At 34.0% G+C, this 23178-nt stretch carries 16 protein-coding genes and 1 other RNA gene; 10 read left to right on the top strand and 7 right to left on the bottom strand.

Annotated features, from left to right (window positions below):
* Window positions 1–279 precede the first annotated feature (279 nt).
* From VB776_RS16025 to VB776_RS16015, 3 genes are all read left to right on the top strand, one after another.
* The gene (locus tag VB776_RS16025; protein WP_323697790.1) at window positions 280–2361 is read left to right on the top strand and encodes a VWA domain-containing protein; all 2082 of its coding nucleotides are present in this window, start codon (window positions 280–282) and stop codon (window positions 2359–2361) included.
* 80 nt (window positions 2362–2441) lie between these two features.
* Window positions 2442–3755: an alpha/beta hydrolase family protein gene (locus VB776_RS16020; protein WP_407653838.1), complete on the top strand. Its 1314-nt coding sequence runs from the start codon at window positions 2442–2444 to the stop codon at window positions 3753–3755.
* A gap of 84 nt (window positions 3756–3839) precedes the next feature.
* A complete protein-coding gene (locus VB776_RS16015; RefSeq protein ID WP_323697789.1) occupies window positions 3840–4445 on the top strand; it encodes a trimeric intracellular cation channel family protein in 606 nt (201 codons plus the stop codon).
* 14 nt (window positions 4446–4459) lie between these two features.
* Here VB776_RS16015 and VB776_RS16010 read toward each other — a convergent pair whose 3' ends face one another.
* Window positions 4460–5062 (bottom strand): hypothetical protein, encoded by a 603-nt coding sequence (locus VB776_RS16010; protein ID WP_323697788.1) that lies wholly within the window; start codon window positions 5060–5062, stop codon window positions 4460–4462.
* Window positions 5063–5086: 24 nt separating this feature from the next.
* Window positions 5087–5335 (bottom strand): hypothetical protein, encoded by a 249-nt coding sequence (locus VB776_RS16005; RefSeq protein ID WP_323697787.1) that lies wholly within the window; start codon window positions 5333–5335, stop codon window positions 5087–5089.
* 988 nt (window positions 5336–6323) lie between these two features.
* On the opposite strand from VB776_RS16005, the gene VB776_RS16000 reads away from it, so the two are divergent.
* The 5 genes from VB776_RS16000 to rnpB all read left to right on the top strand — a co-directional run bounded on the left by VB776_RS16000 (window position 6324) and on the right by rnpB (window position 10343).
* Window positions 6324–6695 carry a DUF2200 domain-containing protein gene (locus VB776_RS16000; protein WP_323697785.1) on the top strand — a complete coding sequence of 124 codons (372 nt, stop codon included), beginning with the start codon at window positions 6324–6326 and terminating at the stop codon, window positions 6693–6695.
* A gap of 80 nt (window positions 6696–6775) precedes the next feature.
* A complete protein-coding gene (locus VB776_RS15995) occupies window positions 6776–7267 on the top strand; it encodes a YchJ family protein (RefSeq protein ID WP_323697783.1) in 492 nt (163 codons plus the stop codon).
* Window positions 7268–7378: 111 nt separating this feature from the next.
* Window positions 7379–8371, top strand: coding sequence for a Smr/MutS family protein (locus VB776_RS15990; protein WP_323697781.1), 993 nt, complete (start codon window positions 7379–7381; stop codon window positions 8369–8371).
* Between the two features lie 136 nt (window positions 8372–8507).
* Window positions 8508–9917: a DUF4403 family protein gene (locus VB776_RS15985; protein ID WP_323697780.1), complete on the top strand. Its 1410-nt coding sequence runs from the start codon at window positions 8508–8510 to the stop codon at window positions 9915–9917.
* 24 nt (window positions 9918–9941) lie between these two features.
* An RNA gene (rnpB, locus tag VB776_RS15980) (RNase P RNA component class A) lies at window positions 9942–10343 on the top strand.
* A gap of 59 nt (window positions 10344–10402) precedes the next feature.
* Here rnpB and VB776_RS15975 read toward each other — a convergent pair.
* The gene (locus tag VB776_RS15975; protein WP_323697778.1) at window positions 10403–11236 is read right to left on the bottom strand and encodes a phytanoyl-CoA dioxygenase family protein; all 834 of its coding nucleotides are present in this window, start codon (window positions 11234–11236) and stop codon (window positions 10403–10405) included.
* A gap of 148 nt (window positions 11237–11384) precedes the next feature.
* On the opposite strand from VB776_RS15975, the gene VB776_RS15970 reads away from it, so the two are divergent.
* Window positions 11385–12248, top strand: coding sequence for an AraC family transcriptional regulator (locus VB776_RS15970; RefSeq protein ID WP_323697776.1), 864 nt, complete (start codon window positions 11385–11387; stop codon window positions 12246–12248).
* A gap of 48 nt (window positions 12249–12296) precedes the next feature.
* Here VB776_RS15970 and VB776_RS15965 read toward each other — a convergent pair whose 3' ends face one another.
* Window positions 12297–13787 carry a glutamate synthase subunit beta gene (locus VB776_RS15965; protein WP_323697774.1) on the bottom strand — a complete coding sequence of 497 codons (1491 nt, stop codon included), beginning with the start codon at window positions 13785–13787 and terminating at the stop codon, window positions 12297–12299.
* Window positions 13788–13914: 127 nt separating this feature from the next.
* Complete coding sequence (gltB, locus tag VB776_RS15960) at window positions 13915–18486, bottom strand: glutamate synthase large subunit (RefSeq protein WP_323697773.1); 4572 nt, start codon at window positions 18484–18486, stop codon at window positions 13915–13917.
* Between the two features lie 986 nt (window positions 18487–19472).
* Between gltB and VB776_RS15955 the strand changes: the two genes are divergently transcribed.
* Complete coding sequence (locus VB776_RS15955; protein ID WP_323697772.1) at window positions 19473–21695, top strand: T9SS type B sorting domain-containing protein; 2223 nt, start codon at window positions 19473–19475, stop codon at window positions 21693–21695.
* 1 nt (window position 21696) lies between these two features.
* Here VB776_RS15955 and VB776_RS15950 read toward each other — a convergent pair whose 3' ends face one another.
* Together VB776_RS15950 and VB776_RS15945 are read right to left on the bottom strand one after the other, a co-directional pair.
* Window positions 21697–22623: a ribonuclease Z gene (locus VB776_RS15950; protein ID WP_323697770.1), complete on the bottom strand. Its 927-nt coding sequence runs from the start codon at window positions 22621–22623 to the stop codon at window positions 21697–21699.
* Window positions 22624–22728: 105 nt separating this feature from the next.
* The gene (locus VB776_RS15945; protein WP_323260738.1) at window positions 22729–23154 is read right to left on the bottom strand and encodes an STAS domain-containing protein; all 426 of its coding nucleotides are present in this window, start codon (window positions 23152–23154) and stop codon (window positions 22729–22731) included.
* Window positions 23155–23178: the final 24 nt, after the last annotated feature.

Genomic DNA, 23178 nt, shown 5'->3' with positions numbered 1-23178 from the left:
TAGTGATTGAGTGATTTTTAATTATTAGTTAATGTTTTTAAAATGCTATTTTCAATCACTAATTAGTACTGTAAGAAGGTTTAGATTGGTCTTTTAAGCTGATTTGATGTAGCGGCAAATCCTTGCGGTTGCCGCACTCAAAACAGCAATCTCAAGGGTTTGCCACTACAAAAAAATAATTCAAGAAATATTTGAACAAAATTAAGTCCTTCGTACATACCTAATTACTAATTCACTCAATCACCAAATAATTTTGATAAGAGACAACAAACAACGCACATGATGAAATTCGATTTTCTCTTTCAATCTTCCCCTTGGTTTATTCCTCTTTGTTTTTTATTGGCTGGTTTGTATGCCTTTGTGTTATATCAAAAAAACACCAACTGGACGAAAAAGCAAAATTACTTAATGGCTACTTTCAGATTTTTAGCTGTAAGTATTTTAAGTATGCTTTTGTTGAGCTTTCTTATCAGACAAGTAAGTCAGAAGATTCAAAAGAAAACGGTGGTTTTAGCAATTGATAACTCACAATCGATGAATGTTGTCGGAGCAAAAGTGCTAGAAGATTTGAAAAAAAATCTGAATGATTTAAAAGAAAGCCTTCAAGAAAAAGATTATGAAGTAGCCTTTGCTACTTTCAATGAGGAGAATACTCAAAACCTAGAAAAGCTTCAATTCAACCAAAAAACTTCAAACCTTTCAAATTTACTTTCGGGCATTAAAAATACTTTTGAAGACCAAAATCTAACAGACGTCGTCCTGATTTCAGATGGAATTGTCAACGAAGGAATTGCTCCCGCTTCTGAATCTTTCAAATTTCCAGTACATACCATTGGTTTGGGCGATACCATTCCTAAAAAAGACCTTGCTGTTAAAACTGTCTATGCTAATAAAATAGCATATTTGGGTAATAAATTTCCTGTACAAACGGATATTACGTCTTTCGGTTTTGAAGGAAAAACAGCTAACGTTTATTTAAAACAAGGAGCAAAGTTTTTAGAAAAACAAACCATTACTTTTAATCAAAAAGAAGATTTAAAAACACTTACTTTCAATACAACTGCTACACAAATTGGTGTACAGCATTTTACAGTTGAAGTTGATTTTTTATCTGGAGAATTTTCAAATAGAAATAACCGTCAGGAAGTTTATATTGAAGTAATTGATGGCAAAGAGAAAATTTTATTGCTGGCATTAGCACCGCATCCAGATGTAAAAGCTTTGAAAAGTATCATCGAAAAAAATGAAAACTATGAATTAGATGTAAAAATCCTGACTGAAAATGCAAATCCAGAAATTACAAAAAGCTACGATTTACTGATTTTACATCAATTGCCAGATGCTTATAATACTTATGCTAACGTCTTCAAACCACTTTTAGACAAAGGAATTCCTACTTTTTTTGTAATGGGAAATCAGTCTGGAGTAAATAATTTGAATCAATTAAACCAAGTAATGCAAATCAATGCAGATTTTGGCGAAAACGATAAAGTAACAGGAATTTTTAACAAGAATTTTAAAGTACTGAATTTTGAAACGGAACAAATGGATATTATTACCAAGTTTCCACAAATTTCAGTGCCTTTTGGCGATTATACTTTATTGCCGAATTCAGAAGTATTGTTGTATCAAAGAGTAGGGGCTGTTCAAACACAGAAACCACTTTTGGCAATGAATATTGGTGCTAAAAAATCTGCCATTTTTACAGGAGAAGGACTTTGGGCTTGGCGTTTAGAAGAGTATCAATTAAATGAAAAGCAAGTAGTCATTGATGATGTTATCTCCAAAGTATTGCAATATATTTCTGCTAAGGATGATAAAAGAAAATTGAGAGTTTATCCTTTAAAAACGCCTTTATCTTTAGGTGAAAAAGTAGTTTTTGAAACAGAAATTTATAATGCTATTTACGAGAAACTGTATAATTTACCGATTAAATTAACTATTAAAGACGAAAAAGGTTTTACTAGAAATTATACTTATTCCACTTCGGCAGATAATACAAAATTTGAAATCAGCGGCTTACCTGCTGGTGTGTATCGTTTTAATGCTTCTGCTACTGTCTTGGGCAAATCGGAACAATCAATAGGTGAATTTGTGAATCAAGATTTACAAATTGAAAATATTAATCTTACCGCAGATTTTGATGTCCTCAGACAAGTATCTAATAAAACAGGTGCTTCATTTTTCCATAAAAATGAATTTGAAAAATTGAAACAAAAGATTTTAAGTCATGATGTACCTGATAAAATTGAAGCTACGGAAGACTTAAAAGAAATGATAAATCTCCGTTGGATATTTTTCTTAATCCTGACGCTTCTCACGGCAGAGTGGGTAATGCGAAAGTATTTAGGAGGATATTAAATGTATAATAAATTCAGTCAATGCCAGACTGAATTTATTATTTTTATGCAATCTTTGAAAACAATTCATCTCAAAAAACTATGAAAAAAAATACTCCTCAACGGCTAAAAACAGCTGTATTAATGTTATTGGTTTTATTTATCTGCAAAACCAACTCACAAGCTCAGTCTCCTGATTCATATATTTTTGGCGATGCATTACCTGATGCTCCTGAATTATCAGCCCGAGGAGAATATAAAGTAGGAGTAAGGACGCTTGAATTTGTTCATAAAGGACAAGTAGATGTGCTTAAATCTAAAGGTGGCGTAGATGCTATTTACGACAGACCACTAAAAGTAGAAGTTTGGTATCCTGCTAATTTAGCTGATAATGAAAAAGAAATCGTTGCGTATGACCAAGTATTTGGCGTATCAAACGACCCAAAACGACCTTTGATTCCCTTTCAGTTTACAGGAAGAGCTACTCGTGATGCTAAACCTAAAACGGGTGTTGGTTCATTTCCTTTGATAGTGGTTTCACATGGGTATTTGGGTTCAAGATTATTAATGACTTATTTGACAGAGAACCTTGCTTCAAAAGGTTATGTGGTGGTGGCAATAGACCATACGGAATCTACTTATCGTGATGCTTCACCTTTTCAAAGTACTTTATTGAATCGTGGTAAAGATATTTTATTTGTCCTCAATCAAATAGCAGAACTGGCAAAACCCAAGAGTAAGAGTTTTCTGGAAGGTTTGGCAGATGCCAACAATACGGCTTTGATTGGTTATTCGATGGGAGGTTATGGCGTTTTGAATGCGGCAGGTGCTGGTTATAGTCAGCAAGCAGCAAATTTATTTGCTACTATGACGGGTGGAAGTAAAGCCATTGAAGTACGAACGTCAGGAAATCCTGAATATATCGCTTCGCAGGACAATCGTATTAAAGCAGTTGTAGCTTTTGCTCCTTGGGGAATGCAACGTGGGGTTTGGGATGCCGAAGGATTAAAAGGGTTGAAAGTACCTACTTTTTTTGTAGCGGGAAGTCAAGATGATATTTCAGGTTATGAAGATGGTATCAAAGCCATTTATAAAGGAACTGTAAATAGTGACCGTTACTTGCTTACTTATATGAATGCTCGCCATAATGTAGCACCGAATCCACCACCTGCGGAATCTTATAAACCTGAACGTGCAAGAGATTATGCTCATTATTCAGAACCAGCTTGGAACGAACGACATATCAATAATATCAATCAACATTTTGTAACAGCTTTTTTAGGAATACAACTCAAGCATCAAGATTTTGGCAAATACTTATTACTTCAACCTAATTCTAATGAAAAGAATTGGACAGGTTTTCCTCCACGTTCATCAGTTGGCTTAGAATTACTGCACGAAGTGCCAGCAAAATAGATTAATTTTGTAAAATATTTAAAATGACTTGATGAATACTTTTCTAAGTAATCGTCAAGTCATTTTTTACAAATAGCTATTCAAATGGAATTTTTTACAATTATCAATATTGGCGGAACAATTGCTTTTGCCATCTCAGGTACTTTAGCAGGTATTCGTAAACAATTAGATATTTTTGGTTTATTGGTTATCGCCTTTGTTACTTCCATTGGCGGAGGAACAATTCGTGATATATTGATTGGTCATTTGCCAGTGCGATGGCTTTTAGATTCTTCAGTCATTTTATTGATAATTGGTACTTTTATCCTGACAATTTTCTTGAAAAATCATATCGACAAAATAGATAAAACACTAACTCTTTTTGATTCACTTGGTTTAGGATTCTTTACTTTAAGAGGAATTCAAGAAGGATTAGCTATCCAATTAGATATGTCGGCTTGTATTATTTTGGGAACAATCACCGCTTGTTTTGGAGGATTAATCCGAGATATTTTGTTGAATGAAATACCGTATTTACTAAGAAAAGAAGTTATTTATGCAACACCTTGTATCATTGGTGGATTATTTTATTTCTTGATGAAACAAATCGCTTTGCCCAATGAATTAATAGATTTATTAACGATTCTTATCATCTTCGGGATCAGATTATTAGCTGTAAAAAAGAATATTTCTTTACCAAGAGTTGATTAAAACAGCTTTATAACTCATTGCAACATTCTGTTATTCGTAAATTCAATACTCTTTATTGCTCCGATAGGAGAGATTTTTATAGCTTTATTGCCTTTTGCAAGATAAAAATAATAGACACTGTTTGAACTTATCAGATAAATTTGCTCAGAATCTCCGCTACTGTAATTCAGCTTTTGGTTATATTTCAGTTTGTCGGTCATTATTCTTTGAGATAAGGCTATCCCTTCGCCAATTCCTATGCCAACAAAGAATGCCAATAAGCCTATCGTAAGAAATTTGATGAACAGGTTTGTAATATGATTTCCAAGTACTTCATCACTCAATTCAATATTATTTTTTAATCCTAATATTTTTTGAACCCATTGCTTATGACTTCTTTTAGATAAAGATGCTGGAAAAGCATAAGAAAAAACAATGACCAAGATTACGGCTATTAATATGATTGGATGTGCAGTAAGTGTAGCAATCGGACTAATTAAAATATCCATGATGGTAGAGTATTTCAAAATATTTATTCCGATTTGGTAATAAAAGACACTTTCTTTTAAGATGCCCATCACCACAAGAAATAGATAACCAAATGGTAACAATTTTTGTAAACTTTCTGAAAACTTCATTAATTAAATAGGTTTGGAGTTTGTTTAGTTTTTTCGTGATTTTATTTCAGTTTCTATTTGCTTTAGAGCAATAATACTTGGTAAAAGAGTTAGCCCACTACCACCAGCAACAGCAAGTAAAGCATAATTTTTACTTTTTGTAGCAAGATAAATAAGGGTAGCTAAAGCCATTGCCATCACTATGCCTAGTCCTATAACAGCACCTTTTGCTTTTTTTTGTTTGATTAGTAATTCTTCTAATGTTAATTCAGCGAGTTTGTTGTTTTCTTTCATTTGATTATTTTGGTTTGTTGGATTGATGGAATTTTAAACATTTCAAGGTCTCTGTCAACCATTTCTTTATTATCTGATGTTGACTCTACATTCTTAATTCTCTAAAGTAAGAATTTATTTTTAAAGCCTAAAATCAAGCTTAATTAAATTTATAGAGTTAAGAAGAAATACTATTGTTTAACTCAAAAAATAAGCACAAATTTTTTAACACTTCCCTCTATAATCCTAATTTTCAATTAACCTTCAATAGTCATTTTTAATAGCACTAAATAAACTCAATTCAGCCTATTTTTCTCCAACTTTTCTTAACAAATCACTCTTTTTAGTCAACAAAATTTTAAAAAAAGTTAAAGCTTTAATTTTGGCTGATGACATGGCTTTGAAGCAAACATTCAGGGCTATTTTTACGACAAACAGAGTAATTTTGTTTGTTTACAAAACTTTTTTGCTTTAAAGCAAAATTCCATTGTAAGCATGCAAAACTTTTTTGCTTTAAAACAAAATTTCATTGTAAGTATGCAAAACTTTTTTGCTTTAAAACAAAATTCTATTGTAAGCATGCAAAACTTTTTTGCTTTAAAACAAAATTCTATTGTAAGTATGCAAAACTTTTTTGCTTTAAAGCAAAATTCCATTGTAAACAAATAAAATTCTAGTTTAATAATCTGATACTTTATATAAGCAATTGATTGTTAGATTGTTATTTGTTATTTCGGCTGTTTTAGGATTCTTTTTTTTTATCTTAAAAGCTTTTTTTATGCCCTAGAATGAAGAATTTTCTCAACGTATTAACTTAGAATTATTTTTATATTTGTGTTACCTTTTTCAAGGCTAAATAGGGTAATTTATTGTCATAATCGGTAGCTTGATGAGCTACAAATTTTTATGGTCAATCTGTTTATTTTATAACATCATAAACGATAGTCAAAGCCATATATTTAACCAATTTTTGGGATAGCCAAAGTATTCCTTCCCTTAAAATATTATCATGAAAGTAACAACCGAACACAACGAGCGAATGGCGAAAATGACTTTTGCATCGGTATATCCACACTATGTTAAAAAAGTGGAAAGTAAAGGCAGAACAAAAGAGGAATTGCATCAAGTAATTACGTGGTTGACTGGTTTTGATGATAAAAAGCTAGATGAATTAATTCATGAAAAAGTGACTTTCGAAACATTTTTTCAGAAAGCTAACCTTAATCACAATGCGTCGCTTATTACAGGTGTAATTTGTGATTACAGGATTGAAGAAATAGAAAATAAGCTAACAAAAGAAGTAAGGTATTTAGATAAATTAGTAGATGAATTGGCAAAAGGCAAAAAGATGGAGAAGATTTTGCGTGTTGCCAACATATAAATTTAAACAATCTTTGCTATCGTATTTTAAACAGCAGCGATGGACTGCTCACAATTCATCACTCTCAATTCACAATTTTTATGATGTCAGTTCAATGTTATTGTGGTTCAAACTTAGCTTTTAGCGAATGTTGTGAACCTATTATTTTAGGAAAAAAAGAAGCACTTACTGCGGAGGCATTGATGCGTTCGAGATATTCAGCTTATGCCTCTGTTGCACCTGATTATTTATTAGCAAGTACATATTTTACAGAACGTGCTAAGTTTAGTAAACAAGATTTAGCAGATTGGGCAAACGAAAACCAATGGCAAAAATTAGAAATCCTCAGCACTAAAAACGGACAGGCGAATGATGTAAATGGAGAAGTAACTTTTAAAGCTTATTTCAAGAACGCTGATGGACAAACGTCAATTCATCATGAGCATTCCACTTTTGTGAAAGAAAATGGGAAATGGTTTTATGTAAAAGGAATTATTAATCCTAAAAATACTTCGCCAGAAGTACTTATCGGTAGAAATGACCCATGTATTTGTGAAAGTGGAAAGAAATATAAAAAATGTTGTGGCGTTTAGATAGCAGTAAGCTTTGAGCTTTTTAAAGTTAAATTTCCCAGATAACAGTTTACAAATAACCGATAACCGCCAGCAAAGCCCTAAATTGCGAACAAATTAACAATTAAGAAAATGAATATAGGAGATAGAGTAAGACTATTACGTGGGAAAGAAGAAGGAATCGTTACCAAGATTTTGTCGAATAATATTATTGAAATAGAAATTGAAGACGGTTTTACAATTCCTGTAAAGCGTTCAGACGCCGTAATTATTGATGAATTAGAACAAAAAACATTTAAACCTCTTGCCCCTTCTCGTTCATTTGAACCACAGGCTAATATCGACCGACGCTTACCAGTTACGCCAGAAATTTTAGCAAATAAAGGGATTTACATGGCTTTTGTGCCTGTAAATGACCGTGAACTATCGCAACACCTTATCAACAATACTGATTGGGAATTACCTTTTATGCTTTCTGTGGGTTCAGATCCACATCATAAAGGTTTGGCAGCAGGAACATTAAAGCCAAAAACTTCTATCAAAGTACAAAACGTTTTGGTAAAGGATTTTGAAGAATGGGGAACATTTGTGTTTCAAGCGTTTTTCTATCGTTTGGCGTTTATGAAATTGCCAGAACCTTTGTTAAGACGTTTGAAATTTAGAGTAAATACTTTTTTCAAGAGTAAACAAAAAGCTCCTATTCTTAATCAAGATGCACATTTGTTTCAATTGGATTCGGAAGATGCAGTAAATCCTGTTCCAACAAAAATTGATGTTGAGAAGTTGAAGGAACAAATGTTTGAAAAACAAGTGCCAGAACCATTGGCAACATTACCAGCTAAACCTGCTCTTAATGTTGATTTACATATCGAAAAATTATCTGCTGATTCATGGGCGATGTCAAATCGTGAAATGTTAGCTTTACAAATGGCTACTTTCGATAAACAGTTTGAAGCAGCCATCGCCAACGGAATGGATGAAATTACTTTTATTCATGGCGTTGGAAACGGAGTACTTAGAGATGCCATTCACAAAAAACTTTCGGGACATAAAAATGTAAAATACTTTGAAGATGCTCAGAAAGAAAAGTTTGGTTATGGAGCTACTAATGTGAAGATTAAATAGAGATAATCTTTATTTTTCATTAGGGCTGGACTTAAGTCCAGCCCTAATGAAAAATCGTTTTAAAATTTACAGTAATTAATTGTTCAACAAAATTCGCTTATAAAAAGTCATCTTTTAACAATTGTTTTAAACATAAATGAAAAAAATCCTTTTTGCCTTAGTCGCTATCATTTTGCTTCAAGGCTGTGCTGGTTCAAAAAATACAAATGCTACAGCTAATCCTGAAGCACCCAAAGAATCGTATATGTATAATGGAAAACAAGTAGAGAAAAGTCTTTCGACGATTGGAATCCCTTTTGAAATTACCATGGGCGATGTAGAAAGACAAATCAATGCCAATATCAAAGACTTGATTTATGAAGACAATAGCATGGATGATAACAATTTTGATAACTTCATGTGTAAAGTAAACAAGCGAGATAACATTACAGTAACCACCAAAGACGAAGCCTTTTTATTTAGTGTACCACTAAAAGTATGGGTAAGAGCAGGCTATAAAGTAATGGGAATTTCTATTCCACCGCAAGAATTACAATTTGATTTCAACTTGAAATTTGGAACAAAATTCTCTATTTCTCCCAACTGGACAGCAACAGTACAAAGCTTTCCGATGGGTTATGAATGGATAAAAAAACCAACTTTGCGTTTAGGAGGTTATGAAATACCAGTAACAGGTTTGGTAGAAAGAGCCTTGAATTCGCAACAAGCAACCTTGTTGAAATCAGTGGATGATGCAGTAAAGAAAAATGTAGAAATTAAAAAATATGTGTTACAAGCTTGGAATACAGCCATGCAACCATATTTACTTTCTGAAAAATATCGTACTTGGCTGAAAGTAACACCAGTTGGTTTACAAATGACTCCGCTTACTACGGTAAACAACAAAGTAAAAGCAACGATTGGAATTCAGGCTTATACCGAAACGATAACAGGTACAAAACCTACTTTCCAAGCAGTAAATACAGTTCCTGATTTAAAATTGGTTAATCAAATTGCAGATGATTTCAAAGTGGGAATCATTGCTGAAATTCCATTACGTGAAGCAGCAAAGTTGACGGCAGATACTTTAATTGGACAAAATTTTTCTTTCAAAGAAGGAAAGTATAATGTAGGAGTAACTGAAATTGATATTTATGGAGACCAAGATAAAATGGTTATCAAAGCGGGTTTGAAAGGAAGTATCAACGGTAGCATTTATTACAAAGGTGTTCCAGCTTACGACCCAGCAACGAAATCGGTTTATTTGGAGAATTTTGATTATGATTTAAAAACGAAGAATTTATTGGTAAGTACAGCCAATTGGTTTTTTCAAGGAAAGTTTGCCAAGAATATGAAAGACGCTCTGACATTTAAAATCGGTGGTCAAATTGATGAGATGAAAAAGCAAATGCAAGCGAACTTAACTAATAATAAAGTAGCAAAAGGCATTACTTTGAATGGAAATATTAGTGAATTAACGCCTGATAAAGTATATCTAACACCGAATTCTATCATTGCGGTAATCAATGCAAATGGAAAGTTAGATATAAAAGTAGATGGTTTGTAAAAACTAAAAGCTAACTTTGTGGCAGAAAGCATTCGTCTTATCGCCTTTGTTAAAGCAGGGGAGGAAAGTCTGGACAACACAGAGCATCATGCTTCCTAACGGGAAGGTACGTTTTTGGAGACGAAACCGTAACAGCAAGTGCCACAGAAAATTACCGCCTGAAAGGGTAAGGGTGAAAAGGTAGTGTAAGAGACTACCGCTCGGTTGGTGACAAACGAGGCATCGGTAAACCTCATGAGTTGAAAGACCAAATAGGCTGGCAAGCGGCGTTGGCAACAACAAAGTAAAGGGCGGCTCGTTCGTGTCAGTGGGTAGGTTGATAGAGGTAGTAGGTGACTACTATTCGAGATAAATGATAAGACTTTTGGAAATTTCTGCAAAGAAAAATTCAATCGACAGAATCCGGCTTATAGAATGTTTTTAAAAAATCCTCACAGTGTTTTACATGCTGTGGGGATTTTTTTTGACTTTTAATATTGATAGTATTAAAATGCTTTTTCGTAAATAATAGGATTCAATGGTGAGTTAATGACTTCTCCAATTTTTGCACCAGGACACCAAGTTTCCCAATCTGCTTGTTGGTTTACATTTTCGGGTTGTTTAAGTCTCATATTTTTATCCATGTAAATCATCGTCATTACTTGTCGCATTTTATCAGTTTGATTAGCACCGGCTCTATGAAAAATCCATCCAGAATGAAAACTTACTTCACCTAATTCAAATGCTTCTTTTACTTGTAGAAAATCACCGAGTCTTAATCTTTTCTGGATTTCGACCTCACTATCATCACTAATTTTAAGGTTTCTTCCTTCTTGCATTAAATGACTTTTGGCACTGAATTCGAGTGGACCCATTTCTAAGGGCGTTTCTTGTAATGGAATCCAAGCAGTAACTGTTTTGTCACTTTCGAGTGGCCAATAATATTGGTCAGCATGCCAAGGAGTAAAGCCTCCGCCTGGCTCTTTGAAAAGTGCTTGATCATGATAAAGTCGAACACCATCCACTTGCATTAAATCACTAGCGATTTTAGCAATTCTTTTACTGAATACAAATTCTTTAATGGTAGCACTCTGAGTCCAAATATTCATGATTTGTAAGAAAGCTTTGTTATAAACATCTCTTTCTTCAAGCGGAGTATTCATGGTATTTAGCTCTTGTACTTTTTCTCTTATTAAGAGATTGTATAGTTCAATGGCATCCTTATTTAATACATTCTTGAGCTTAAGATAGCGGTTTTCTTGATAAAACTCAATCTGTTCTTGACTTAATTCATAAGGCTTTTTGAGGTCTTCAAAAATTGATGTGGCGATTTCAAACATTGCATTAAGAATTTAATATCCAATAAAGAATTGGATACAAAATTATTCATAAAACAAAAGTATATTCCACACTAAAAATTCAAAATGTAGCACTATATTGAATTTTTAATTTTCTATTTTTATATTATAATATTAAAATAGTGTTTAAATGAAGGCAATTCTGGAGGATTTAAGTGCAGATAAGTATATCAACTCTTTTATAGTTAATCAATACACTACTTCAAATTTTGAATACAGATGGCATTATCATCCTGAATTTGAATTGACACTTATTGAAAGTGGAGTAGGAGACAGGTTTATTGGAGATTCTTTTGAGAGTTTTCAAAAAGGTGATTTAGTCTTGATTGGACCAGATTTACCACATACTTGGATGAGTGATAAAGAGAAAAACGTTGTTTCAGCTGCAGTAGTTATACAATTTACTAACCATTTTATTGAGCGTTTTTTAACCCTGAATGAATTTAGTAAGTTCAAAAATATGTTGGCGATGAGTGGTCAAGGTTTATATTTCCCTAATCCTCCTTTCGAAATTATAAGTAAAATGGAAACCATCAATCAGAAAGAAGGCATTGTAAGGATTAATAGTTTGCTTGAAATATTTGACATTCTTACCGAATTACCTTACGAAGTATTAGCTTCTCCTTTTTTTCAACCGATTAAAAATGAAGAAAATGGATTAAGAATTAATACGGTTTGTCAATATATGTTGAAGAATTCATCAGCGGATATTTCATTGAAAAACGTCGCTGAGTTAATTCATTTATCTGAAAGTGCCTTTTGTAAATTCTTTAAAAAAATGACAGGTAAGACTTATTCTGATTACTTGAATGAAATTAGAATCGGGAAAGCTTGTTCCTTATTGACAGCATCAGACAAAACGATTGCTGAAATTGGCTTTCAAACAGGATTTGAAAGTATTACTTATTTCAACAGAGTATTTTTAAGAAAAAAGAAAAGAACACCAAACGAGTTTAGAAAAATGAGTAGAAATAATCTTGATAAAAACACATAAAAAAAGCCGTCAATTCACTAGAAATGACGGCTTTTATATCAATTTATATTATGCAACTGCGAAACTTGAAATGTTTTTAGCTTCTAATACAGATTCTCCCATTAGGTAAATATCAGCTGCACGAGCAGCTTCTCTTCCTTCAGAAATAGCCCAAACTACTAAAGATTGTCCTCTGCGCATGTCACCAGCAGCGAATACTTTATCAATTGCTGTTTGATAATTATGAGCTTTTACATTGCCTCTATCGTCAAATTCTAAGCCTTTTTCTTCCAATTGTGCAAGGATACCTTCACGTTGTGGATGTAAGAAACCTGCTGCAATTAATGCTAATTCTACAGGAATTTCACGCTCATTAGTATGAACTTGGTGAGCTTTTCCGTCAACGACTTCCATTGTAATGTCAGCAATTTTGAGTCCTTTTAAGTTTCCATCAGCATCGCCAATGAATTCTTTCACGGCAATAGACCAGTGACGATCAGCACCTTCTTCATGTGAAGTAGAAGTACGTAACATCATAGGCCAATTTGGCCAAGGTGTGTGCGAAGCTCTTTCTTTTGGAGGCATTGGCATAACTTCAACCTGAGTAACTGATTTTGCTTTATGACGGTTTGAAGTACCCACGCAATCAGAACCAGTATCACCACCACCAATTACAACAACATTTTTATCAGTTGCATAAAGTTCGCCCATTGGGTAAGGCTTACCCATGTGATTCACTTCACGTTCTATGCCGGCAACTCTTTTGTTTTGTTGAGATAAGAATTCCATTGCTGGATAAATTCCTTTCAAATTAGAACCTGGAATACCTAAAGTTCTTGGAATTGTTGAACCACCTGAAAGAACTACTAAATCGAAATCTTCTAACAAATCATCTGCTTTGATGTCAACACCAACATTGGTATTTGTTTTGAAGATAATTCCTTCTTGTTCCATTACTTCAACTCTACGTTGAACAACCCATTTTTCTAATTTGAAATCTGGAATACCGTAACGTAACAATCCACCAATTCTATCAGCACGTTCAAAAACTGTAACTGTATGACCAGCTTTGTTTAATTGAGCAGCAGAAGCCATACCTGCTGGGCCAGAACCTACAACAGCTACTTTTTTACCTGTACGTTTTGTTGGTATATTTGGTTTAACCAAGCCATTACCAAAAGCATACTCAATAATTGATTTCTCTATGTATTCAATCGTTACTGGTGGTTTATTGATACCTAACACACATGCAGATTCGCATGGAGCTGGGCAAATACGACCTGTGAATTCTGGGAAATTGTTTGTAGAAGAAAGAATTTCGTACGCATAAGCCCAGTTTTGATCGTAAACAGCATCGTTGAATTCTGGAATAATATTACCAAGTGGACAACCACTATGGCAAAAAGGTACACCACAATCCATACAACGACTTGCTTGAGATTTTACTTTATCGGCAGTAAAATCAATATCTATTTCTTTGAAGTCTTCGACACGTTCTGCTACGGGTCTTTTCTTTGGAGTTTCTCTAGTAACCTCTAAAAATCCTGTTGGTTTTCCCATTTCTTTAATTTGAAAATTTGAGGATTTGAAAATTTGAAATCAATCTTTAATATTTTTTGAGATTGATTTTGAGATGCGTCAACTCAAATCGTTTTGAGTTGACGCATTTTCAAGTTTTCAAATGATATTAATGTGCAATTTCTACTTGAATATCTTTGTAAACAACATCCTTGTTCTCTAAAACTTCTGCTACGCTGATGTTGCGTGAAGCAAGCGCTTTTTTGAAATCTTGTGGCATTACTTTTAGGAATTGTGGTAAAGTAGTAGCCCAGTTGTCAAGAACAGTTTTGGCAGTATCCGAATCTGTATATTGTAAATGTTGTTCTACATACATTTTTAATATATTTTGATCTTCAACTGTCAACTCTTCAATGGCTACCATTTCTCCGTTCAATTTAGGAGCAAAGTCTCCTTTTTTGTCCCAGATGTAAGCCACACCACCCGACATACCAGCACCGAAGTTTCTACCAGTTTCACCTAAGATGACAACTAAACCGCCTGTCATGTATTCACAACCGTGGTCGCCAATACCTTCTACGACAACTTTAGCACCTGAGTTTCTCACACAGAAACGTTCGCCAGCCATACCTCTTAAATATGCCTCACCAGAGGTTGCACCATAGAATGATACGTTTCCAACTACTGCATTTTCAGATGGATTGAATGTTGCTTTTTTACTTGGATATACAATTAGCTTAGCACCACAAAGTCCTTTTCCGATATAATCGTTAGAGTCTCCTTCTAATTCAAATGTGATACCATTTACTGAGAACGCACCAAATGATTGTCCAGCAGTTCCTTTAAATTTCACATGAATTGTATCGCTCGGTAAACCTTTTGCACCATATTTCTTCGTGATTTCGTTCGATAACATCGTTCCGATAGTACGATTCACGTTGATTACTTCTAATTCACCTGTTGACTTTTCTCCGTTTTCAAGTGCTGGTTTAGCTATTTCTAACAATTTCCAGTCTATTTGGTCTTGTAAACCATGATCTTGATCTTCTTGTTTGTATAAAGCTACATCCAATGCCATTGGTTGTTTATACAAGATTGGAGATAAATCTAAATGCTTTAATTTCCAATTGCTAAGAGCTTCTTTCATCTCTAATCTATCTGCCTGACCAACCATTTCGTTCACTGTTCTGAAACCTAATTCAGCCATGATTTCACGTAATTCAGTTGCCAAGAAAGTAAATAGATTCACAACGTGTTCTGGCTGACCAGTATATAATGCTCTCAAACGTGGGTCTTGCGTTGCTACTCCAACTGGACAAGTATTTACATGACATTTACGCATCATGATACAACCAGCCGTTACAAGTGCCGCAGTTGCTACACCAAATTCCTCTGCACCTAATAAAGCCGCTACAGCTAAGTCTTTACCAGTTCTGATTTGTCCGTCAGTTTGAACAGTAACACGTCCACGTAATTTATTTCTTACTAAGGTTTGATGTGCTTCTGCTAGACCAAGTTCCCAAGGTAAACCTGCATGACGGATTGATGAAAGTGGAGAAGCACCAGTACCTCCATCGTGACCAGCAATCAAAATATGGTCTGCATGTGCTTTTGCAACACCCGCTGCAATTGTTCCAACACCTGCTTCAGAAACTAGTTTTACTGAGATTCTAGCTGCACGGTTAGCATTTTTCAAATCAAAAATTAGTTGTGCTAAATCTTCAATTGAATAAATGTCGTGGTGAGGAGGAGGGGAAATCAAACCTACTCCAGGAGTAGAATGACGAGTTTTTCCAATCCAATCATCTACTTTATGTCCCGGTAATTGTCCACCTTCACCCGGTTTTGCACCCTGAGCCATTTTAATTTGTAACTCAGTAGCGTTAGTCAAGTAATGAGCCGTTACGCCAAAACGTCCCGAAGCTACTTGTTTGATAGCAGAGTTCATAGAATCTCCATTCGCAAGTGGACTGAAACGGATTGGGTCTTCACCACCTTCACCAGAATTTGACTTACCGCCAATTCTGTTCATCGCAATGGCTAAAGTAGTATGTGCTTCATACGAGATTGAACCGAAAGACATCGCACCAGTAGCAAAACGTTTGAAAATATTTTCAATTGGTTCTACTTCACTAATATCAATTGATTTACCTTTCTTGAATTTAAGCAAACCACGGAGTGTCATTGCTTTTTCAGATTGGTCGTCAATCAATTTTGAATATTTTTTATATTGCTGATAGCTGTTATTCTTAGTTGATTGTTGTAAAAGGTGAATAGTCTCTGGATTAAACAAATGGGCTTCACCACGTTGTTTCCATTGATAAATACCTCCAACTTCCAATTTAGGATTAGCTACTGGCAATTCTGGATAACCATTTCTGTGTTTGATTAAGGCTTCTTTAGCGATGCCTTCTAAATCAATACCACCGATTCTTGAAATAGCACGAGAGAAATAAGTATCTACTACTTCTTTACCTAAACCAACAATTTCAAAAATCTGAGCACCTTGATATGATTGAAGTGTTGAAATTCCCATTTTAGAGAATATTTTCAACAATTCACCATTAACAGCTTTGATGTAATTTGCTTGAAGTTTTTCATAAGGGTAATCTACTTGTAGAATGCCTTTTTCCTTCATTCCATTAATTGTTTCAAATGCCATGTAAGGGTTTACTGCCGATGCACCGAAGCCAATTAAGGTTGCGAAGTGATGTGTTTCCCAAACGTCTCCAGCTTCAACAATTAAACCAACTTGGGCTCTTTTCCCTTGACGAATTAAGTGATGATGTACCGCACTAACAGCCAGTAAAGATGGAATTGGGGCATGTGATGAATCTACTCCACGGTCAGTTAATAAGATGATAGCGTATCCATCATCTACTGCATCTTCTGCATATTGACAAATTCTATCTAAAGCTCTTTTTAGTTGACCTTTCTCACCTGTTGCACGGAAAGTAGCGTGAATAGATTTCGTTTGGAAGTTTTTGTGGTCTATCCAACGAATTTTTTCAATTTCACTGTTTGTTAAAACTGGTTGACGAATTTCAATCTGACGACAATGTTCAGGGGATTCTTTCAACAAGTTTTTCAAACCACCAATGTCAGATAACAATGACATTACTGTACGCTCACGGATGGAGTCAATCGGTGGGTTGGTTACTTGAGCAAACAATTGCTTGAAGTAATACGATAAATGTTGAGCTTGGTCTGAAAGAATAGCCAAAGGAGTATCAACACCCATTGAACCTAAGGCTTCTTTACCCGTTTCAACCATTTGAGAAAGAATTACTCTTAAATCTTCTGTAGTGAAACCGAATACTTGTTGACGTAATAACAATTCACGTTCAAATGGAGTACGGTATTCAGCACCAGCAGCGGGTAAATCTTCTACTTTAATTTTATTTGTTTTCAACCATTCTCCGTAAGGATTTTGTTGACAAATTTTCTCTTTTAATTCATCATCAGGAATGATACGACCAGCCTCCATATCAACCACGAACATTTTACCCGGTTGCAAACGTCCTTTTGACACAATTTTAGCTGGATCAATATCTAAAACACCCGCTTCAGAAGCCATGATAACGAAATCATCGTCAGTTACCCAGTAACGAGATGGACGTAAACCATTTCTATCTAAAGTTGCACCAATCATTTTTCCATCGGTAAATGAAATCGAAGCTGGACCATCCCAAGGCTCCATCATTGCTGCGTGATATTCGTAAAAATCTTTTTTGTATTGCTCCATTTGCTCGTTTCCGTCCCAAGCTTCAGGAATCAACATCATCATCACATGTGGAAGCGAACGACCACTCATGTATAACAATTCGATGGCATTATCCAAAATGGCAGAGTCTGACTGACCCAACTGACAAATTGGTAAAATCATCTCCATTTCTTCCTTAGTGAAGTACTCAGATTCGAACAAAGCAGACTGGGCTTGCATCCAAGCCGCATTACCTTTTACTGTGTTGATTTCACCATTGTGACCAATAAAACGGAATGGTTGTGCCAATTTCCATTCAGGGAAAGTATTTGTAGAAAAACGAGAGTGAACAATTGCCAAAGCAGAAGTAAATTCTTCACGTTTTAAATCATCAAAATATCCCGGAACTTGCATTGTCGTTAACATACCTTTGTAAATGATGGTATGAGCCGACAGAGAGGCAAAGTAAAATTTATTGTCTAAACCTTTGACTGTTTCGTTGATAATACGAGCTGTGTATTGACGGAAAACGTACAATTTTCTTTCAAACGCCATTTCATCTGTGATGCTAGCCGGACGCTTGATGAATAATTGTTCCATTTGTGGTTCTGTATTTCCAGATTCAGCACCTAGAATTTCAGAATTATCACATGGAACTACACGATAGCCCAAAATTTCTAAGCCTAAACGCTTGGCCTTTCGGGTAATAATCTCCTTACATTCTTCACGAATTGTTTTATCTTTTGGAAAGAAAGTCATACCTACTCCGTATTCCTGAGCAGCAGGTAAGTCTATACCTAAATTAGTACATTCTTCCAAAAAGAATTCGTGAGGAATTTGTAATAAAATTCCTGCACCGTCACCTGAATTAGGGTCACAGCCGCACGCACCACGGTGATCCATACGAATGAGCATCTGAATTGCATCCGCAACTACTTTATGAGACTTGCGTCCTTTCATGTTCGCTACGAAGCCGATTCCACAAGCATCATGCTCGAATTCTTTACGGTACAAACCTTTATTGTCGAAATTAGTCATGGTAATGGGTCTGTTTTTAAATTTACTAACAGAGAACTTGAGATTATGTTAGTGGCAATTGTTTTACTATAATATTGGAAAATTGTCAGAGAAATACAGTATAAAATGAAAATAATAAAATCGAAGTAGAAATTTCTTGCACTTCAATTTTATGAAAAAAGAAGAATGTATTGCTTTCTGTTTTGTTATTACAAAGATATACAAGAAATTCTTTGGAAAAAATAGCATTTTGCCGAATAATCATCTGAATGATACAATTTCAAGAATTCGTAAAATTTTATCTTAGTTAGATGCAATTTTTAAAGATATCGCTCAGAAACATTATTTGCTAAATATGAATATTTTTTTTGCGAAAAACGACTTTTTTTAGACCTATTTTTAATGATTTAACAATTTTACAACAATTATTACTTTAAAATTAATGGTAAAATATTAAAAATTCAATTTTAATTAATTTATAAGTTTTTTGTGAAAAAAATATCATTTTTATTTATTTGGCTGTAAAAAGTGTAAAAACCAACCATAAAGGAGCTTAATTTTACATTTATACGATGTAAATGCTTGGATATTAGTCTATTAATTCTATAGTGTTAATTAGAAATTTGTAATTAACTAGGCAAAGATATTCAATTTTTTAGACTACATTGATAACTTATTGAACTCATTACAAACCTTTTATTTATTTGATGTTTTTAGATACATTTCTTTAAATAAATTTCGTTTTAAGGACAATAATAAAAATAAGATTTTGAAGTATTTAAGTAAAAAGAAAGATTAAATAGACATTACTTTATAAGCTATTTGATAAATAAATACTTGACTTTGAGAATTTACAGATAACAGAATACTATTAACTGATAACTTCTTTTTACTTAGATTATTAATTTTGAGTACATGTAAACAACCTTTATCCCTTTTGTTTTGTCAATAATATCGTAAAGTAAGTTTATCAATCAATAATTTGTAAAACCTCCTGTTTTAACTATATGAAAAAAACTTTACTCTCTTTGTTCTTATTGTTATTTTCAATGTTACAAGCCAATGCTACGCATATTGTTGGTGGTGAAATTGAATTACAAGTAGTGAAAAATCTACCTAATGCTACTCATCGTTTAAGCCTTAATTTATATTTTGATGATATTAATGGTAACGTTGGAGCAAAAGATCCTACAGTTTCTTTGGTGGTGTATAGAAAAAGAGATAATGTATATCAAGGTATAGCCACTTTACCCATTATCAGTGATAGTTTGATTGGTTTTTCTAATCCGAATTGTGTTCAGAATAATTCTGTAAGAACTAGATTTATTCGTTACAGCGGTTATATATACTTACTTCCTGAGAATTTTAATGATCCAGATGGTTATTATTTTGTGTGGGAACGCTGCTGTAGAAACAATACCATCACCAATATTCAGAGTCCAGAAGCAGCTGGTTCTGTATTTTATTTGGCATTTCCTGCCTTAATAAAAGATGGAAAAACATTCGAAAATTCTTCTCCATTATTTGGTAAACTTACTGGCGATTATATTTGTCGTGGTCGTCCATTTGTGTTTGACTTTGGTGCAACAGATGCCGATAAAGATAGTTTGGTTTATAGTTTAGTGACTCCATTAAATGGCTTTTCTAACACACAAAACCCAAAGCCAGATATTCCAGTTGCTAGTAGCAATTATCCACTTGTTCGCTGGCAAACGGGTTATGGTGTTAATAATGTTATTCCTGGCCCACAGCCTTTAAGAGTAAATTCCAGAACTGGGCAACTTTCTGTAACGACAGACCTTTTAGGCTTGTATGTTTTTTGTGTTTTAACGGAAGAATTCAGAAATGGAAAGAAAATAGGGGAGGTGAGAAGGGATTTTCAATTGAAAGTAATTGATTGTCCCGACAATAATGCACCGCTAAGTTTTCTAAGAGAAAAAGGGAAAACAGACTTTTATGACACCAATCAAACCATAACTATTAAGGCTAACCAACAAAAATGTTTAAGTTTTTTAGTGACAGATTTAGACCCGAATCAAGAACTTAACTTAAAAATTCTTCCTAATAATTTTACAGGTTCTTATACGCTTACGCCAACTTCAACTCGTACAAATACTTATAAAGATACGCTCAGAGCCGAATTATGCTTTGATGCCTGTACAGCTAGTTTTGATGGGAAACCATTAATATTCGATTTGATTGCTTCGGATAATGGCTGTCCGCAACCTATGGTAAGTACTTTAAGAGTTAAGGTAATTGTTGAACCAGATTTGAATAATCGTCCCAATATTTCAACTGATTTACAAAATAGAAAAGGAGAAGTAATCATTAACCAACAATTGAAATTTAATCTGTTTGGGAAAGATATAGACAATGATAATATTACGATTACAGCCAAAGGTAGAGGATTTAATCTTGCAGACATTGGCATGAACTTCGGTTCTGTAACGGGACTTGGAACAGTCAGTTCGCCTTTTACTTGGATTCCTAATTGTAATGCCGTCAGGAGTAATGATTATATCGTAGATTTTTTTATTACCGATACTCGCTGTAATAGAAATTTAAAAGATAGTATTTCGGTTAATTTAAAAGCATTACCGATTCCTAGCCTTGCACCAAATGTATTGACTTCTTTGGCGAAGAATGAAATAGAAATCATCTTAGATGGGACGGAAGTCCAACCAATCAATTTTGAGGTTACTGCACAAGACCCAGACGCCGACCCAATAAAATTATATGCTTTAGGAAAAGGTTTTGATTTGGCTAAAGTAGGAGCTATTTGGACTGATAAAAATGGTGTTGCTAAAATTATCAATCCTTTTTCATGGAAATTAGATTGCAGTTTACTGGATGGAAAAGATCAAGCAACTTATGTAATTGATTTTATTACAGAAGATAATTCTTGTAGTCCGAATAGATTTGATACTGTTTCGGTAAATGTTGTGCTAAAAAGTAAATTGGTAAGTTATGATAGCTTTAAACCAGTAAATGTTTTTACTCCTAATGGAGATGGAAAGAACGAATACTTTACACTAACCGATTTGCCAGAAAATAATTGTTTTGAAAAATTTGAGTTTATCCAAATTTTCGACCGTTGGGGCGGAATGGTCTATGAATCGAAAGATAGAAATTTCAGATGGACTGGTGGCGAATACGCTTCCGCAGAATATTATTATTTATTGAAATTTACTAAACGGGAATTCAAAGGTTGGGTCAACTTGATTCGATAAGTTAAACTTTGATTTCACGAATTTTATGTGTTTCGCCTTCAATAGCTAAATATGAATTCATAAATACTTCACGAGCCTCAGCTAAATGTGTTTCTAGCTCTTTGTATCTTGAAGAATAATGCCCAATAATGAGCTTGCCTACTTTTGCTTTTTTCGCAATTAAGGCAGCTTGTTTGGTGGTAGAATGATTTGTCTGTGTAGCTCTTGGTAATAATTCATCCAAAAAAGTTGCCTCATGATATAGCAAATCGACATTTTTCACAATATCAATAATCGATTCATTAAAAAGTGTATCAGAACAAAAAGCATAGCTACAACTTTTTAAAGAAGGAGTCGTATAATTTTCGTTTTTATACTTCACCGAACCATCTGCATTAAAAATATCTTCACCATCCTTTAACATTTTGATTTCTTCAAAAGTCAAATCAGCAGGCTTCGTGTTTTTTACGATTTTTCTTTTCTTACTTTTTTCTCTGAACAAAAAACCACAACAAGGTACTCTGTGAATCAGCGGAATTGTCGTGATAGTAACATTATCGTTTTCGAAAAGAAGATAGCTCTTTTCTGTTTGTGTTTCTGTAAAATGTATTTTAAAGTTCAGCCGAGTATCAGAATATTTTAATTGAATTGTGATAATTTCGGCAAGTCCTTTTGGTGCAAAAATCCATAAATCTTCGATTCTACGGTGCATATTTAAGGTAGATAAAAGCCCGATTAAACCAAAAAAATGGTCGCCGTGAAGATGCGTAATGAAAATATACTTGAGTTTTGTTGTCCTGATTTTGTAATGAAGTAATTGACTTTGCGTGCCTTCTCCACAATCTATCAAATAGCCTTCCTGCTCAATCTGTAGATGATGAGCCGTAGGGTTTCTTGTTAAAACGGGTGTGGCAGAACCCGTACCTAGGATGGTTAGCTGAAAACTCAAGATTGTTTATGGGATTGTATAGTTTTAAATCAATATCAGTTTAACAACTAAAAATATTGATTTGTTATAAAAGAGGTCAGTTTTATAACTGACCTCTCCTTAATATTAATAATCATCATCAGAACCGCCTTCGCTATATTCGCCGTGGTCGTATTCATCATCTTCGTCTGATTGGAAATCATTTTCCAATTCATTCAAATAAACAGCATCAATTGCTTCTTGAACGGTTGGCATTACTGTCAATTCTTCAATTTTTGCAGCATCTAACTGGTCGATAATTTCTTGATTTTTGGTAACGATAATTAAAAGTCCTAATTCGTTTAAACAAATTTTATTGGCTTTACGAATTATCGAAATACCATGCCCGTCTAATTCGGTAATGGTATTAAATTCAATAATAATATTGCCATAACCTTCTCTGAAAAGCTGGCGAATTATTTTTTCTAAATCAGCGTGATTTTCCTGCGTTAAGGCAGTTTCTTTAAGTTCGATAAGAGCGTACTGCTCGTTTTTTTCTACCTTAAATTCCATAAATTGTTGTAATTTCTTGTTTTA

Origin of the sequence: Arcicella gelida, from assembly GCF_034931025.1 — a bacterium.
Taxonomy (GTDB): domain Bacteria; phylum Bacteroidota; class Bacteroidia; order Cytophagales; family Spirosomataceae; genus Arcicella; species Arcicella gelida.
Note: the sequence above shows the minus strand (reverse complement) of the source record. Positions and strands in the feature narration are given on the sequence as shown.

Excerpts from the sequence above, each read along its gene's own strand:
- VB776_RS16015 (WP_323697789.1), top strand. The coding sequence starts at position 3,840 with ATGGAATTTTTTACAATTATCAATATTGGCGGAACAATTGCTTTTGCC.
- VB776_RS15985 (WP_323697780.1), top strand. The coding sequence starts at position 8,508 with ATGAAAAAAATCCTTTTTGCCTTAGTCGCTATCATTTTGCTTCAAGGC.
- VB776_RS15945 (WP_323260738.1), bottom strand. The coding sequence starts at position 23,154 with ATGGAATTTAAGGTAGAAAAAAACGAGCAGTACGCTCTTATCGAACTT.
- VB776_RS16000 (WP_323697785.1), top strand. The coding sequence starts at position 6,324 with ATGAAAGTAACAACCGAACACAACGAGCGAATGGCGAAAATGACTTTT.
- VB776_RS15975 (WP_323697778.1), bottom strand. The coding sequence starts at position 11,236 with ATGTTTGAAATCGCCACATCAATTTTTGAAGACCTCAAAAAGCCTTAT.
- VB776_RS16020 (WP_407653838.1), top strand. The coding sequence starts at position 2,442 with ATGAAAAAAAATACTCCTCAACGGCTAAAAACAGCTGTATTAATGTTA.
- gltB (WP_323697773.1), bottom strand. The coding sequence starts at position 18,486 with ATGACTAATTTCGACAATAAAGGTTTGTACCGTAAAGAATTCGAGCAT.
- VB776_RS15995 (WP_323697783.1), top strand. The coding sequence starts at position 6,776 with ATGATGTCAGTTCAATGTTATTGTGGTTCAAACTTAGCTTTTAGCGAA.
- VB776_RS15965 (WP_323697774.1), bottom strand. The coding sequence starts at position 13,787 with ATGGGAAAACCAACAGGATTTTTAGAGGTTACTAGAGAAACTCCAAAG.
- VB776_RS16025 (WP_323697790.1), top strand. The coding sequence starts at position 280 with ATGATGAAATTCGATTTTCTCTTTCAATCTTCCCCTTGGTTTATTCCT.
- VB776_RS16010 (WP_323697788.1), bottom strand. The coding sequence starts at position 5,062 with ATGAAGTTTTCAGAAAGTTTACAAAAATTGTTACCATTTGGTTATCTA.
- VB776_RS15955 (WP_323697772.1), top strand. The coding sequence starts at position 19,473 with ATGAAAAAAACTTTACTCTCTTTGTTCTTATTGTTATTTTCAATGTTA.
- VB776_RS15970 (WP_323697776.1), top strand. The coding sequence starts at position 11,385 with ATGAAGGCAATTCTGGAGGATTTAAGTGCAGATAAGTATATCAACTCT.
- VB776_RS15990 (WP_323697781.1), top strand. The coding sequence starts at position 7,379 with ATGAATATAGGAGATAGAGTAAGACTATTACGTGGGAAAGAAGAAGGA.
- VB776_RS16005 (WP_323697787.1), bottom strand. The coding sequence starts at position 5,335 with ATGAAAGAAAACAACAAACTCGCTGAATTAACATTAGAAGAATTACTA.